The organism is Janthinobacterium fluminis (assembly GCF_028595325.1).
Classification (GTDB): Bacteria; Pseudomonadota; Gammaproteobacteria; order Burkholderiales; family Burkholderiaceae_D; genus Janthinobacterium; species Janthinobacterium fluminis.
Genome location: NZ_JAQQXR010000002.1, coordinates 361,445 through 376,007, shown reverse-complemented (window position 1 = coordinate 376,007; position 14,563 = coordinate 361,445). Strand labels below are relative to the sequence as shown.

The 14,563-nt window shown below is 69.2% G+C and carries 13 protein-coding genes; 12 read left to right on the top strand and 1 reads right to left on the bottom strand.

The window, feature by feature from the left end; genetic code table 11:
* The first annotated feature begins 6 nt into the window (after nt 1-6).
* From OIK44_RS07495 to OIK44_RS07440, 12 genes are all read left to right on the top strand, one after another.
* On the top strand, nt 7-888 hold the full coding sequence (locus OIK44_RS07495; RefSeq protein WP_273670102.1) for a glucosamine kinase nucleotide-binding domain-containing protein: 882 nt from the start codon (nt 7-9) through the stop codon (nt 886-888).
* Nucleotides 882-1,616, top strand: a complete 735-nt coding sequence (locus OIK44_RS07490) for a GntR family transcriptional regulator (protein WP_273670101.1) — start codon at nt 882-884, stop codon at nt 1,614-1,616. The genes OIK44_RS07495 and OIK44_RS07490 overlap by 7 nt, the downstream gene beginning before the upstream one ends.
* Complete coding sequence (nagA, locus tag OIK44_RS07485) at nt 1,613-2,725, top strand: N-acetylglucosamine-6-phosphate deacetylase (RefSeq protein ID WP_273670100.1); 1,113 nt, start codon at nt 1,613-1,615, stop codon at nt 2,723-2,725. Before OIK44_RS07490 ends, nagA begins: the two co-directional genes overlap by 4 nt.
* Nucleotides 2,715-3,728 (top strand): SIS domain-containing protein, encoded by a 1,014-nt coding sequence (locus OIK44_RS07480; RefSeq protein WP_273670358.1) that lies wholly within the window; start codon nt 2,715-2,717, stop codon nt 3,726-3,728. Before nagA ends, OIK44_RS07480 begins: the two co-directional genes overlap by 11 nt.
* A gap of 122 nt (nt 3,729-3,850) precedes the next feature.
* A complete protein-coding gene (locus OIK44_RS07475) occupies nt 3,851-5,110 on the top strand; it encodes an ABC transporter substrate-binding protein (RefSeq protein ID WP_273670099.1) in 1,260 nt (419 codons plus the stop codon).
* Nucleotides 5,111-5,113: 3 nt separating this feature from the next.
* Nucleotides 5,114-5,986, top strand: coding sequence for a carbohydrate ABC transporter permease (locus OIK44_RS07470; protein ID WP_273670098.1), 873 nt, complete (start codon nt 5,114-5,116; stop codon nt 5,984-5,986).
* Nucleotides 5,983-6,813, top strand: coding sequence for a carbohydrate ABC transporter permease (locus OIK44_RS07465; RefSeq protein ID WP_273670097.1), 831 nt, complete (start codon nt 5,983-5,985; stop codon nt 6,811-6,813). The genes OIK44_RS07470 and OIK44_RS07465 overlap by 4 nt, the downstream gene beginning before the upstream one ends.
* The gene (gene nagZ / locus OIK44_RS07460) at nt 6,810-8,306 is read left to right on the top strand and encodes a beta-N-acetylhexosaminidase (protein ID WP_273670096.1); all 1,497 of its coding nucleotides are present in this window, start codon (nt 6,810-6,812) and stop codon (nt 8,304-8,306) included. Before OIK44_RS07465 ends, nagZ begins: the two co-directional genes overlap by 4 nt.
* Nucleotides 8,307-8,384: 78 nt before the next feature.
* Nucleotides 8,385-9,683, top strand: coding sequence for an MFS transporter (locus OIK44_RS07455; RefSeq protein ID WP_273670095.1), 1,299 nt, complete (start codon nt 8,385-8,387; stop codon nt 9,681-9,683).
* Between the two features lie 8 nt (nt 9,684-9,691).
* A complete protein-coding gene (locus OIK44_RS07450; protein WP_273670094.1) occupies nt 9,692-10,840 on the top strand; it encodes an ABC transporter ATP-binding protein in 1,149 nt (382 codons plus the stop codon).
* A 153-nt stretch (nt 10,841-10,993) separates the two neighbouring features.
* Entirely contained in the window at nt 10,994-12,271 is a 1,278-nt protein-coding gene (locus tag OIK44_RS07445) for a tetratricopeptide repeat protein (protein ID WP_273670093.1), read from the top strand.
* A gap of 66 nt (nt 12,272-12,337) precedes the next feature.
* Nucleotides 12,338-13,549 carry a DUF5009 domain-containing protein gene (locus tag OIK44_RS07440; protein ID WP_273670092.1) on the top strand — a complete coding sequence of 404 codons (1,212 nt, stop codon included), beginning with the start codon at nt 12,338-12,340 and terminating at the stop codon, nt 13,547-13,549.
* Here OIK44_RS07440 and OIK44_RS07435 read toward each other — a convergent pair.
* Nucleotides 13,546-14,466: an RpnC/YadD family protein gene (locus OIK44_RS07435; protein ID WP_337587195.1), complete on the bottom strand. Its 921-nt coding sequence runs from the start codon at nt 14,464-14,466 to the stop codon at nt 13,546-13,548. The two genes, OIK44_RS07440 and OIK44_RS07435, sit on opposite strands and share 4 nt — an antisense overlap.
* Nucleotides 14,467-14,563 lie beyond the last annotated feature (97 nt).

Genomic DNA, 14,563 nt, shown 5'->3' with positions numbered 1-14,563 from the left:
CAAAAAATGATCGACTATCACATCGGCGTAGACGGCGGCGGCAGCGGCACCCGCGTGCGCCTGTCGCGGGCCGACGGCAGCGAACTGGCCCAGGGCCAGAACGGCCCGTCGGGCTTGGCGCACGGCATAGACCAGGCCTGGGTCGCCGTCGGCAACGCCGTGCTCAAGGCCTTCAGCGCGGCCGGCATCGCCCACCCGCCGCTGCGCCACTGCGCCATCGGCCTCGGCCTGGCCGGCGTGCACAACTGCCAGTGGGCCACCAAATTCCTGGAAAAAAACCCCGGCTACGCCGCCATCGCGCTGGAATCGGACGCCTTGACGACGCTGCTGGGCGCCCACCAGGGCCAGCCCGGCGCCGTCGTGGCGATCGGCACCGGCAGCGTCGGCGAAGTGCTCGACGCCCGCGGCGAACGGCGCGAGGTGGGCGGCTGGGGCTTCCCCTCCGGCGACGAGGCCGGCGGCGCCTGGATCGGCATGCGCGCCGTCGGCCACGCCCAGCAGGTCGCCGACGGCCGCGCCGCCGCCAGCGCCTTCGCCAGCACCGTCCTCGACGCCTGCGGCGGCCACCGCGACGCCTTCCAGGGCTGGCTGGCCGCCGCCAACCAGACCGCCTACGCGCAACTGGCGCGCCTGGTGCTCGAGCACGCCGCCGACGACCCGACCGCGCGCGCCATCCTGGCCGAGGCCGGCGCGCAGGTCGCGCTGATCGCCGCCGCCCTCGACCCCAGCGGCCAACTGCCCGTCGCCCTGTGCGGCGGCTTGGCCGAGCCGCTGCGCGCGTATTTGCCGGAGGGTTTGCTGGCCCGCGTCGTGCCGGCCCACGGCGACTCCGCCGCCGGCGCCCTGCGCCTGATCCGCCAACACCTGAGGGAGCATCCGCCATGCTGAGCAAACTGGGCGCGTTCACGCCCGATCCCGACAGCGACACCCCCCTGTATATGCAACTGGCCAACACCCTGTCGGACGGCATCGCCGGCGGCGACTGGCGCGCCAACCAGGCCCTGCCCTCGGAGCGGGTGCTGTCGGAGGTGCTGCAGATTTCCCGCGTCACGGCGCGCAAGGCCATCGACATGCTGTGCGAGCGCGGCATGCTGACCCGCAAGCGCGGCTCCGGCACCTACATCACGCCGAAGCTGGAGCAGCCGCTGTCGCGCCTGACCAGCTTTTCCGAGGAGCTGCGCCAGCGCGGCTTCACGGCCGGCTCGCGCTGGCTGCAGCGCGACATCGGCGTGGCCGCGCCGCTGGAGCTGCTGTCGCTGGGCCTGTCGCCGCACATGCCGGTGGCGCGCCTGAAGCGCCTGCGCACCGCCGACGAGGTCGTCATGGCGATCGAGACGACCACCATCCCGGCCCTCTACATGCCCGACCCGCAGCGCGTCACCGACTCGCTGTACGGTTATCTGGAATCGAAGGGCACGATCCCGATGCGCGCGCTGCAGCATATCCGCGCCGTCAACGCCAGCGCCGAACAGGCCAAGCTGGCGGGCCTCAAGGCGGGTGCGGCGATGCTGCACATCACCCGCGTCAGTTACCTCGACAGCGGCGCGGCGGTGGAACTGACCCACTCGTATTGCCGTAGTGATTATTATGAATTCGTAGCGGAGTCGCGCAGATGAGCGGTGCAATCAAAGGCAATATCCTCACCCCGGGCGGCTGGGTCAACGGCACGATCGACTTCGACGAGCGCATCAAGGCCGTCGAAGGCAGCCCGGTGAACCCCTCGTTCAACGCCGACGACTACGTCATCCCCGGCTTCATCGACCTGCACGTGCACGGCGGCGCCGGCAAGGACGTCATGGAGGGCGGCGAGGCGGTCTACGCGATCGCCGCGATGCACGCCCGCCACGGCACCACCAGCATGCTGGCGACGACCATGACGGCGCCGCCGGAAGACATCGACGTCGCCCTGAAGGCGATCGGCGCGGCGGCCGCGCAGCGCCGCCCCGGCACCGCGCGCGTGCTGGGCGCCCACCTGGAGGGGCCCTACATCAACTCCGGCAAGCTGGGCGCGCAGCCGAACTACGCCCGCGCCGCCACGCTGGCCGAAGTGCGCCGCCTGGCCGCCTACGCGCCGCTGCGCCTGATCACGGTGGCGCCGGAGATCGCCGGCCACCTGGGCCTGGTGCGCGAGCTGTCCGACGCCGGCATGCGCGTGCAGATCGGCCACACGCTGGGCTCCTACGAGGACGGCGTGGCCGCGCTGGAGCACGGCGCGGCCGGCTTCACCCACCTGTTCAACGCCATGAGCGGCCTGCACCACCGCGAGCCGGGCATGGTCGGCGCCGCCCTGGCGCACGCCGAATACGCCGAACTGATCCCCGACCTGCTGCACGTCCACCCGGGCGCCATCAAGGTCGCGCTGCGCGCCATCCCGCGCCTGTACTGCGTCACCGATTCGACGGCCGCCACCGGCATGCCGGACGGCGAGTACATGCTGGGCCGCCACGCCGTGCACAAATGCATGGGCGGCGTGCGCCTGCCCGACGGCACGCTGGCCGGCAGCACGCTGACGATGGACCAGGCGCTGCGCAACCTGGTCGGCCTCGGGCTGGACCTGGCCGACGCCTCGAAACGCGTGTCGACCCACGCCGCCGACTACCTGGGCCTGCAAGAACGCGGCCGTCTGGCCCACGGCAGTTACGCCGATCTGGTGGTACTCGATCGCGACCTTAAACTCAAAGCTGTCTATATCGAAGGAGAATTGTGTGACCTCAATGATGCTTAAAGAAGCCGTATCCGCCGCCGAGTGCGTCGCCCTGCAGCTGGCCAGCGACACCGAACGCTACGCGGAGCTGGGCCGCAAATTGAGGAGCACCTCGTTCTCCACCGCGCTGACGGTGGCGCGCGGCAGCTCCGACCACGCCGCCAACTACTGCGCCTACCTGATCATGGCGCGCCTGGGCCGCGTCGTCGCCTCGCTGCCGATGTCGCTGGTGACGCTGTACAAATCGCCGCTGGTGACGCGCGACACGCTGACCATCGCCATCTCCCAGTCGGGCCAGAGCCCGGACGTGGTCGAGCCGATCCGCTACTTCCGCGACGGCGGCGCCACCACCATCGCGCTGGTCAATGAAACCGACTCGCCGCTGGCCCACGCGGCCGAGTGGGCGATGCCGCTGCACGCCGGCCGCGAACAGAGCGTGGCCGCGACCAAGAGCTTCATCACCAGCCTGGTGGCCGGCGCGCGCCTGGTGGCGCAGTGGCAGAACGACCCCGAGCTGCTGGACGGGCTGGCGGCGCTGCCGGAGGCGCTGCTGGAGGCCACCCGCAGCGACTGGTCGAACGCCATCGAGGTGCTGGCCCCGGCCAAGAACATCATGGTGGTCGGGCGCGGCATCAGCTTCCCGATCGCGCTGGAGTCGGCGCTGAAGTTCAAGGAAACCTCGGCCCTGCAGGCCGAAGCCTTCAGCGGCGCCGAGATCAAGCACGGCCCGATGGCATTGATCGAGGACGGCTATCCCCTGATGATCTTCGCCACGCGCGGCCCGACCCAGGCCAGCCTGCTGCAGCTGGCGCGCGAGATGCGCGAGCGCGGCGCCCGCGTGCTGCTGGCGGCGCCGGCCGACATCGCCGAGCGCGACCTGACCCTGCCGACCGCCGCCACGCCGGACCTCGACCCGATCGTCGCCGTGCAGGCCTTCTACGTGATGGCGGCCAAGCTGGCGGCCGCGCGCGGCCTGGACCCGGACCGCCCGCGCCATTTGAGCAAGGTCACCAAGACCAATTGAGCGGCGGGCGCCGCGCCGGCCGGACGCAAGGCCGGCGGCGCGGCCCTGGAGTCGAATCCGCCGGGCGGCAAGGAAGCCGGCGGCACATAATAACCATGAGGCGCCCAGCGTCCGGGAACGAGATGATCATCAAGAGACTGTTGACGGCCCTGGCGGCGGCAAGCCTGATCGCGCCCTGCGCCGGCGCCGTGGAAAAAATCGAATTCTGGACCTTCAGCATGAAGCCCAAATTCACGCCCTACTTCGACGCCCTCGTCAAGCGCTACGAGGAGCAGAACCCCGACGTCAAAATCGAGTGGGTGGATTTTCCCTGGGACGTGATCCAGACCAAGCTGGTCACGCGCATCGTCGCCGGCACGCCGCCGGCCCTGGTCAACCTGAACGTGCCCTGGGCCGACGAGTACGCCCGCGACGGCCTGCTGACGCCGGTCGACCTGTTGATCCAGGAGGCGCGCGGGCGCTACCTCCCCAGCACCCTCGAGGACCTGACCTTCAAGGGCAAGACCTACGGCTTCCCGATGTACAGCAACGTCGCCGTGATCGCCTTCAACACCGAGATCTTCAAGGCCGCCGGCCTGCAACGCGGCCCGGCCAGCCTGGACGAGCAACTGGCGTTCGCGCGGCAGATCGCCGCCCGCACCGGCAAGGCCGGCATCGCGCCGGCGCTGGCGAAGATCGACGGCCTGTTCATGCAGCAGGGCCTGGCCGTCATCGCCGACGGCCGCGCCGTGTTCAATTCGCCGCGCCACGTCGCGCTGGTGCAGAAGCTGGCCGACACCTACAAGGCCGGCGGCCTGCTCAAGGAGGGCCTGTTCGCCGAGGATAACTTCCCCGCCGTGGTCGACGCCTACAAGGGCGGCCGCCTGGGCATGCTGCTGGCGCCGCCGACGGCCCTCAAGCGCATCCAGAGCGACGCCAAGGACATCTACGCGATCACCGACGTGGCGCCGGCGCCGCTGGGGCCGACCGGCATCGCCGACGGCGGCTGGCTGATCCATTTCGCCATCCCGAAAGGCGTGCACCTGCGCCTGCTGCCGGCCGTCGGCAAGTTCGCCCGCTACCTCAGCAACGACGACAACCAGCTGGCCTTCGCGCGCCAGGCCAGCGTCTTCCCCACCGCCGTCAAGGCCGCCGCCGACCCCTTCTTCCTGGAGCTGCCGAAGCAGGCCGGCGCGGCCGAGAAGGCCGTCGCCGCCGGCGCCCGCTCGATGGCCCACGCGCGCACCCTGTACGTGGCCGGCGTCAGCGACTACGACGAGCTGCGCCGCTCGCTGGTCAAGGCCGTCGAGGCCGGCGTCACCGGCAAGCAGGACGTCAGGCAGGCGCTCGACCAGGCCGTGCTGATCTGGAACCGCAAGCTCGCCTCGCAGCGCGCCCTGTAAGCGATGACGCTCGCCCGCCGCCACACCACCCAAGCCTGGCTGTTCCTGGCGCCGGCCCTGCTGCTGCTGGCGCTGTTTTCGTTCTGGCCGGTCGGCTTCGGCTCCTACCTGGCGTTCACCGACTACAGCCTGGTGCGGCCGACGGCCTGGGTCGGCCTGGACAACTTCCGCTACATCTTCGACAACGAGATGTTCGTCACCGGCCTGCTCAACTCCCTGCTGTTCCTGCTGGTGGTGCCCGTCACCCAGGTCGGCGCGCTGGGCCTGGCCGTGCTGGTCAACCACCGCCTGCCCGGCATGCGCCTGTTCCGCGCCGCCTTCTACGTGCCGGTCGTGACGACCGTCTCCGTGGTCGGCATCATGTGGGGCTTCATGTTCCACGAGCAGGGCGCGCTGAACTACGCGCTGCAGGCGCTGCGCCTGGCCAACGCGCCGGTCGGCTGGCTGTCGGACGACGCCCTGGCCCTGGGCGCCGTGATGTTCGTCACCGTCTGGCGCGGCCTGGGCTGGTATATGGTGATGTACCTGGCGGCGCTGCAGGCGGTGCCCGCCGACATGCAGGAGGCGGCCGTGCTGGACGGCGCCACCCGCTGGCAGATGTTCTGGAAAATCACCGTGCCGATGCTGCGCCCGACCATCGCGCTGTGCTCCATCCTGTCGGTGCTGGCCGCCCTCAAGGCTTACCAGGAGGTCGACGTGCTGACCCAGGGCGGGCCGATGAACTCCACCTTCACGGCCCTGTACTACGCCTACGACCAGGGCTTGAAGCACTTGAAGCTGCCGCGCGCGCTGGCCGCCAGCATGGTCGTCTCGCTGTGCTGCGTCGGCGTCGCCCTGCTCTGCCTGCGCTACCTGAAACCGGGGCCGCGCGGATGAGGACGAGCTCGACGCCGAGCGGCCTGGCGCTGGCCGGCCACTACCTGCTGCTGTGCGCGCTGGCGCTGCTGTGCGTGTTCCCCTTCTGGTGGACGCTGGTGACGGCCCTCTCCACCGAGGGCAACATCTTCGCCTACCCGCCGACGTTCTGGCCGCGCGCGCCCTCGCTGGAAAACTTCGCCGAGGTGTTCCGCAGCATACCGATGCTGTCCTTCTACAAGAATTCGCTGCTGATCGCCGTCTGCACGGTGTTCTGGAAGCTGCTGCTCTGCTCGATGGCGGCCTACCCGCTGGCGCGCCTGCGCTTCCGCGGCCGCAAGCTGGTGCTCGGCCTGATCCTGGCCACGCTGGTGCTGCCGTCCGAGGTCAACTTCCTCGTCAACTTCATCACCGTCACCGAGCTGAGCCTGGTCGACAGCTACACCGGCGTGGTGCTGCCCAACGTCGTCACGGCCGTCGCCATCCTGCTGCTCAAGCAAGCCTTCGAGGAGGTGCCGCAAGACCTGGTCGACGCGGCCCGCGTCGACGGCGCCTCCGAGTGGACCATCTTCAGCAAGATCATGCTGCCCCTGATCGCGCCGTGGCTGGCCACGGTCGGCGTCCTGACGGCGGTCGAGTCCTGGAACGAATACATCTGGCCGTCCATCGTCATGAGCAAACCCGACGAATTCCCCCTGTCGGTGGGCGTGCTCTACCTGCGCGGCACCTTCGGCAGCAGCACCCGCGTGGTCGCGGCCGGCACCATCTTGACCATTCTGCCGACACTGGCAGCCTTCCTATTTACCCAACGATTCTTCATGCGCGGCATGGATGGAGCAGTGAAATGACGACACCACAAACCAAGGACAACCGCCGCCTCGCCGGCCAACTGATCATGATACGCTTCCCCGGCACCGAGCTGGACGCGGAGACGGCCGACTTCCTGCGCGCCAACGCGATCCGCGCCGTCTGCCTGTTCCGCGCCAACATGGTCGACTCGGCGCAACTGGCGCGCCTGACGGCCGACCTGCGCGCCGTCATGGGGCCGCAGGCGCTGATCGCCATCGACCAGGAAGGCGGCGCCGTGGTGCGCTCGACCTGGGTGCCGGCGCCGCCGGCGGCGATGGCGCTGGGCGCGGCCGACGACGCCGGCCTGGCGCGCGCCGTCGGCGCGGCCGTGGCGCGGGCGGCGCGCTCGCTCGGCTTCAACTGGAACTTCGCGCCGGTGCTGGACCTGAACAACAACCCCGACAACCCGGTCATCGCCGAGCGCTCCTTCGGCGCCGACCCGCGCCGCGCCACCGAACTGGCGATGGCCTGGATGGAGGGCAGCCACAGCGAGGGCGTGGCCTGCTGCGTCAAGCACTTCCCCGGCCACGGCGACACCCACGTCGATTCGCACCGCGACCTGCCGCGCGTCGACAAGCCGCTGGAGCAGCTGCGGCAATTCGAATTCGCGCCCTTCCGCGCCGCCGCCGGCCAGGCCCCGGCGATGATGACCGCGCACATCGTCTACCCGGCGCTGGACGCCGACAACCCGGCCACGATGTCGCGCCGCATCCTGCACGATCTGCTGCGCGAGGAGTGGAACTTCGGCGGCGTCATCATCACCGACGGCATGGACATGCACGCCATCGCCGGCCGCTACGGCGTCGGCAACGCCGCCGTGCGCGCGCTGGGCGCCGGCGCCGACATGGTGATGGCGCTGGGCACCCGCGAAACGCAGGAGGAAACGCTGCAGGCGATCGGCGCCGCCATCGCCTCCGGCCAGCTGGACGCCGGGCAGGTGCAGCGCCGTCTGGCGCGCCTGGCGGCGCTGGCCGCCGCCTATCCCTGCCAGGCGCGCGACTATCCGGAGGACGCGGCCGACCGCGCGCTGATGGCCGAGGCCTGGCGCCGCGGCCTGAGCGCGCGCGGCGCCGTGCGCCGTCCGCCGGCCGGCGCCAAACTGCGCCTGGTGGTACGCCAGGACGTGGTCAGCGACGGCGTCTCCGAAGCCGGCGTGCCGGCGGCGGCGGTGGCCGCCTCGCTGGGCCGCCTGTACGACGTCGACATGGTCACCTTCGCCGACGCCGAAAGCTTCGACTGGGGCGCGCTGCCCGACGACGGCCGCTTTGTCGTGCTGGCCTCGACCTCGCGCCTGCGCTACGGCCCGCGCGCGCGCGCCGGCTGGCGCCCCGACCTGCACCTGGCGCTGTGGAACCCCTACCAGGCGCTCGACATCGCCGCGCCGGCCCTGCTGACCTACGGCTTCGCGGCGCCGGCGCTGGCCGCCGTCAACGCCTGGCTCGGCGGCGAGCTGGAAGCGACGGGCCGCTGCCCGGTGCCCGGTTTCGCATAAGCAGAGAAGAGCCGGGGGCGCACGCCGCCGGTTTCATAGTGCGGCGCCGGCGCCCCACGCATACACGAGGAGACGAGAATGAACACGAACAAGACAAACAGCCGCAGCCCGGCGACCTGGATACCGACCCTGTATTTCGCCCAGGGCCTGCCGTTCTACGCGGTGGCGCTGGTGGCCGGCCTGATGTTCAAGAGCATGGGCGTGCCGAACGAGGACATCGCCTACTGGACCGGCATGATCGGCTTCGCCTGGGTCTTCAAGTCGCTCTGGAGCCCCTTCCTGGAACTGGCGCCCAGCAAGAAGATCATCATCGTCACCTTCCAGTTCGTCGGCGGCCTGAGCCTGGGCCTGGTCGCGCTGGCGCTGCAGACGCCGGTCTGGTTCGCCGCCGGCATCGCCGTGCTGGGCCTGGCGGCGGTCGCCTCGGCCACCCACGACATCGCCTGCGACGGCCTGTACATCTCCAGCCTGACGGACCAGCAGCAGGCCGCCTACGCCGGCTGGACCGGCGCCTTCTTCAACGCCGGCAAGTTCATCTCGCTGGGCGGCCTGGTGATCCTCGCCGGCCATTTCGAGAAAACCATCGGCGTCGCGCCGGCCTGGACCATCATCTTCCTGATCCTCGGCGCGATGATGCTGCTGCTGGCCCTCTACCATACCTGGGCGCTGCCGCTGGCCGCCAATCCCGCCACCGACAAGCAGAGCGTCGGCGCCATCGCCGCCACGCTGTGGGACGTGCTCAGCGAATTCTTCAAGAAACCCGGCATCGGCATGGCCATCGTCTTCATCATCCTGTTCCGCGCCGGCGAGGCCCAGGTGCAGACCATCGGCCCGCTGTTCCTGCGCGAGGCCCGCGCCCTCGGCGGCCTGGGCCTGTCGACGACCGAGGTGGGCGCCATCTACGGCACCGCCGGCACCGTCGCCTTCGTGCTGGGCAGCATAGGCGGCGGCTACTTCGCCTCCTGGCTGGGCTTGAAGCGGGCCATGCCCTTCCTGATCCTGGCCATGAATCTGCCGAACCTGGTGTTCTACTACCTGAGCCACGCGCTGCCGACCGACATAGCCGTCATCACCGCCACCCTCGGCGTCGAAATGTTCGGCTACGGCTTCGGCTTCATCGGCCTGATCCTGTTCATGATGCAGGTGGTCGCCACCGGCAAGTACCAGACCGCCCACTACGCCTTCGCCACCGGCATCATGCAGCTCGGCCTGGTGCTGTTCAAGATGGTCAGCGGCGCCATCCAGACGGCGCTGGGCTACCCGAAATTCTTCCTGTGGGTGCTGCTGGCGGCGCTGCCGGTGCTGATCCTGTCGCGCTTCATGCCGCTGCGCGCCAAGGACGCGCCGGGCGCCGACGCCCAGGCCGTGGCCGCGTAGGAACGGCAATGGCCCGGATCGCGCTGAAAAACGTCGTCAAGCGCTACGACGACAAGCACGCCGTCATCCACGGCGTCGACCTCGACATCGGCGACGGCGAGTTCGTCGTCTTCGTCGGCCCCTCCGGCTGCGGCAAGTCGACGCTGCTGCGCATGATCGCCGGGCTGGAGAGCATCAGCGGCGGCGAGCTGTACATCGGCGGGCAGCTGGCCAACGACATCGCGCCGGCACGGCGCGGCCTGGCGATGGTGTTCCAGTCCTACGCGCTGTATCCGCACATGACGGTGTATGAAAACATGGCCTTCGCGCTGAAACTGGCCGGCCACAAGGCGGCCGAGGTGAAGCAGGCGGTGGGACGCGCCGCCGCCATCCTGCAGATCGAGCCGCTGCTGGGGCGCAAGCCGAAGGAGCTGTCCGGCGGCCAGCGCCAGCGCGTGGCCATCGGCCGCGCCATCGTGCGCAAGCCGCAGGTGTTCCTGTTCGACGAGCCGCTCTCCAACCTCGACGCCAGCCTGCGCGTGCAGATGCGCGTCGAACTCAGCCGCCTGCACCGGGAGCTGGGCACCACCATGGTCTACGTCACCCACGACCAGGTCGAGGCGATGACGCTGGGCCAGCGCATCGTCGTCTTCAACGGCGGACGCGTCGAGCAGGTCGGCACGCCCCACGCGTTGTACAACCATCCGGGCAATCTGTTCGTCGCCGGTTTCCTCGGCGCGCCGAAGATGAATTTCATCGCCTGCACGGCGCTGGACGGCGGCGCCGGCCGTCTGCGCGTGCGCCTGGCCGACGGCGCCGTCGTCGCGGTGGACGCCGACGGCGCCGGCGTGGCGGCCGGCGCGGCGCTGACGCTGGGCGTGCGCGCCGAGCACATCGTGCTGGACGCGCCCGGGCTGGCCGGCGCCAACCGGGTCGACGCCGCCGTCGCCCACAGCGAATACCTGGGCGACCTGTCGCTGGTCTACGCGGCGCTGGCGGGCGCCGCCGAACTGGTCGCGCTGAAGCAGGCGGCCGGCGCGGCGCCGCCGCCGGCCGGCGCGCGCATCGGCCTGCACCTGCCGCCGCAGCACTGCCTGCTGTTCGACGGCGCCGGCCTGGCCCTGCCGCGCCTTGCCGGCGCCGCGGCCTTGGCCGATCCGGCGCCGCAGTTTGTGTGACAATACGCGTTTTGCCGCCGGCCCCTGCCCATTCCGGGGCGGCGGTGGCAGAATAGCGTACTTTGCGTTTTGTGATTGCCGTCCCCCCATTTGCGACGCGGCCGCGCGCTGACCCGCCAGCCCGTCATTTCGCCACCGATTGAAGGATTTACCATGTCCCAGTTCCGTCTCGCCCGTATCACTCTGCTCCTGGCCGCCATCGGCTTGAACTTCGCCCCCGGCCTGAGCCAGGCGGCCGACAAACCCGCCGCCGCGGCCGAAGCGCCCAAGGGCGACACGGTGCGCCAGGAAATGTTCAAGCTGATCGACCCGGCCCAGGTGAAAACCCTGATGGACGCCAAGAACTACGCCGAGGTGCTCAGCCGCATCAACCAGGCCGAGGCGCTGGCCGACAAGACCCCTTACGAAACCTTCGTGCTGCACCGCCTGCGCATCGCGCTCGCCTCCGTCACCGGCGACAACGCCATGGCCATGGCCTCGCTGGAAGCCATCATCGACTCCGGCAACCTGCCGGTGGCCGACCGCGGCGACTTCATCCAGGCGCTGGCCAACTACCACTACAACGCCAAAGACTATCCGAAGGCGATCACCTGGTTCATGCGCTACCAGAAGGAAACCGGCGACCTCAACAAGGTGCGTCCCTACATCATCCGCGCCTACTACTTCGGCAACGACATGGAAAAGGCCAAGCAGGAGTTGCTGAGCGACTTGCGCGCCAACCAGCAAGCCGGCAAACAACCGGCCATCGAGGAATTGCAATTGCTGGCCAACACGGGCGCGAAGACCAAGGACAAGACCACCTACCTGATCGCCCTCGAACAACTGGTGAAGTTCTACCCGACGGACGACTACTGGACCGACTTGCTCAGCCGGACCCAGAGCAAGGACGGCTACTCGACCCGTTTCCAGCTCGACGTCTTCCGCCTGGAATACGCCGCCGTGAAAGTGATGGCGCCTGAGGAATACACGGAAATGGCGGAACTGGCGCTGCTGGCGACCTTCCCCACGGAAGCGAAAAAAGTGCTGGACGCCGGTTTCGCCGCCGGCGTGCTGGGCACCGGCACCCAGGCCGCGAAACACAAGAAGCTGCGCGACCAGGCCGCCAAGGGCGCCGCCGACGACCAGAAGAATATCGGCTCGGGCGAGGCCGGCGCGGCGAAGTCGAAAGACGGCACCGGCCTGGTCAACCTGGGTTACGCCTACGTCACGATGGACCAGTTCGACAAGGGCATCGAGTTGATACAGAAAGGCATTGCCAAGGGCGGCCTGAAGCGCCCCGACGACGCCAAACTGCGCCTGGGCTACTCGTATGCGATGGCCGGCCGCAAGGACGATGCCATCAAGACGCTGGAAACGGTCCAGGGCAACGACGGCCTGGGCGACCTGGCCCGCTACTGGCTGCTGTGGATCAACCGCCCAACCGGCAAATAAACGCAAGGAGCAGAACCGGGCAGCCTGCGGCCGCGCCGCGCCCATCCACACAGGGAAAGCCGCACCATGCCCCTTCCGCCGGCCCGCGCCGTGGCTGCCGAACGCCTGCTCAGCCTCGACGCCTTCCGCGGCTTCATCGTGCTGGCCATGATCTGGGTGAACTACATCGCCGCCATGCCCGGCCTGCCGCACTGGCTCAAGCACGCCGGCGCGCGGGCCGACGGCGTGACGCTGCCCGACCTGGTGTTTCCCGGTTTTCTGTTCATCGTCGGCGTCGCCATTCCGCTGTCGCTGCACCGCCAGCGCGGCCGCGTCGGCCCGGCGCTGCTGGCCCGGCTGGCCTGGCGCGCCGCCGGCCTGATGCTCGCCGGCGTCGTGCTGGCCAACGCCTACCGCTATGACGCGGCGGCCGCGCCGCTGCCGCGTCCCCTGTATTTCCTGCTGTTTTACAGCGCCGTCATTTTGCTGTGGCGGCAAAGCCCGGCCCGCGGGGCCGCGTGGTACGCCGGCGCCGCGCTGATGTTGGCGCTGCTGCCGGCCTTTCGCGGTACGCCAGACAGCGAATTCGACAGCGTCTGGCTGCAGCATGGCTGGTGGGGCATTCTCGGCATGATAGGCTGGGCCTACCTGCTGTGCAGCCTGATCTATCTGGCGGCCGGCGGCAACGCAACGGCGCTGATGGGCGCCTTCGCCGGCCTGATTGCGCTGTACATGGGGGGCGAGGCCGGCAGCCTCGATTTCCTGCCCTCGGCGCTGCGGCAATTCGTCAACGTGCCGCAACTGCTGGGGTCGACGGCCGCGAATGTGCTCGCCGGCACCTTGGTCGGCACCCTGTTCGTGCGCGACGCCGACGCGCCGGCTCAGCCGCATGGCCTGCGCATCCGCTTCATGGCCTGCTTCGCCGCCGGCCTGTTTGCCGCCGGGATGTTGCTGCGGCCCTATCACCATATCAACAAAATCCACGCCACCGAATCCTATACCCTGGTGAGCGCCGGCATCGTGCTGGCCCTGTTCCTGCTGTTCTATGTCACCATCGACGTGCTGAAATGGCGGCGCTGGACGGCGCTGCTGCTGCCGGTCGGCGCCAACGCCCTGCTCGCCTATATCCTGCCGGACCTGTGGGAACAACTGGCCGCGATGCTGGGATTGCCGCGTTTCTGGTGGCCCTACCTGGAGGCCGGCGGCGGCGCGGGGCTGCTCAATGCCGCCGCCCTCACCTTCGCCATGCTGCTATTGGTCGCGCTGGCGAACCGCAGGGGCTTGTACCTCAAATTTTAGGGCTGGCGGAACACCGCGCTCAAGGTCGGCGCGGCCAACACGGCCTTGGCCCAGCACAGCATCTGCTCGCCGTCGGCACCCGCCAGGCGCTCCCGCACCTCGGACGGCAAGGGGCCGAAACGCTCTTCCAGCAGCGCCGCCAGAATGCTCTGCAAACCTTCCTGGCGGCCTTCGCGCCATCCTTCCTGGCGCCCCTCCTGGCGTCCCTCGTCGCGCAACATGCGCTCGAACATGCTCATGTAAGGCATCGCGTCGCTCCTTTCCATTACCCGGATATCGTTCCACAGCGCGCGCTCCAATTCTGCCGGTAAACGCATCATCCAGTCTATGACGTTGAGGAAGTCGATGATACGTCGTTTGTCCCAATTCCGCTGAAACAGCAGCATGACGAGGCGGCGTTTTTCCGCGCGGCGCCGCCGGCTGTCGCCCTTGGTTTGCCGGGTCAACAAATGGGCGGCGGTCACCAGCCCGAAGGGATTGTCATCGAGCAGCAACTGCTCGACCCTGTCGGCATAGGCGCTCAACTTGACCACCGGGAAACTCAGCCGCATGCTGCTGCCGAGCAGCCGGTAGCCGAAGCTGTCGGGCTTCCAGCTACGGCTGCCGTCGGCCAGCAAAGCCAGGCTGGCGACGGGGCGGCGGTAACGGTCCCAGATACGATAATTGTAGGTGAACATGCGCTCGGCGAAACCGCCCTCGCGCCGGCCCTGCACCTCCAGATGCAGCAGCACCCACTCGACGGCACCGCCGTGCAGCGTCACTTGCACCAGCTTGTCGGCCATGCGCCGCCCCAGCATGGCGTCGCGCGCCAGTTGCGCCAATTCCGTCTCAAGAAACACGGTGGGAGCGCGCCAGTCGATGGCCGCGTGCGCCCGGGGAAAGTAAAACGCCATGAACGCGGGAAAATACCGCGTCAACGCATCCTTCCATGGAATATCGTAATCATCGCGTAGCGTGGCCATGGCCCAGTGTAGCGGGACGCTGGCGCGCCGTTGCCGTTTGGCGCAAGCGCGC

What these genes read in the sequence shown, in the direction of transcription:
- OIK44_RS07490 (WP_273670101.1), top strand. Translation starts at nt 882, where the DNA reads ATGCTGAGCAAACTGGGCGCGTTCACGCCCGATCCCGACAGCGACACC.
- OIK44_RS07445 (WP_273670093.1), top strand. Translation starts at nt 10,994, where the DNA reads ATGTCCCAGTTCCGTCTCGCCCGTATCACTCTGCTCCTGGCCGCCATC.
- OIK44_RS07475 (WP_273670099.1), top strand. Translation starts at nt 3,851, where the DNA reads ATGATCATCAAGAGACTGTTGACGGCCCTGGCGGCGGCAAGCCTGATC.
- nagZ (WP_273670096.1), top strand. Translation starts at nt 6,810, where the DNA reads ATGACGACACCACAAACCAAGGACAACCGCCGCCTCGCCGGCCAACTG.
- nagA (WP_273670100.1), top strand. Translation starts at nt 1,613, where the DNA reads ATGAGCGGTGCAATCAAAGGCAATATCCTCACCCCGGGCGGCTGGGTC.
- OIK44_RS07470 (WP_273670098.1), top strand. Translation starts at nt 5,114, where the DNA reads ATGACGCTCGCCCGCCGCCACACCACCCAAGCCTGGCTGTTCCTGGCG.
- OIK44_RS07455 (WP_273670095.1), top strand. Translation starts at nt 8,385, where the DNA reads ATGAACACGAACAAGACAAACAGCCGCAGCCCGGCGACCTGGATACCG.
- OIK44_RS07450 (WP_273670094.1), top strand. Translation starts at nt 9,692, where the DNA reads ATGGCCCGGATCGCGCTGAAAAACGTCGTCAAGCGCTACGACGACAAG.
- OIK44_RS07465 (WP_273670097.1), top strand. Translation starts at nt 5,983, where the DNA reads ATGAGGACGAGCTCGACGCCGAGCGGCCTGGCGCTGGCCGGCCACTAC.
- OIK44_RS07440 (WP_273670092.1), top strand. Translation starts at nt 12,338, where the DNA reads ATGCCCCTTCCGCCGGCCCGCGCCGTGGCTGCCGAACGCCTGCTCAGC.
- OIK44_RS07495 (WP_273670102.1), top strand. Translation starts at nt 7, where the DNA reads ATGATCGACTATCACATCGGCGTAGACGGCGGCGGCAGCGGCACCCGC.
- OIK44_RS07480 (WP_273670358.1), top strand. Translation starts at nt 2,715, where the DNA reads ATGATGCTTAAAGAAGCCGTATCCGCCGCCGAGTGCGTCGCCCTGCAG.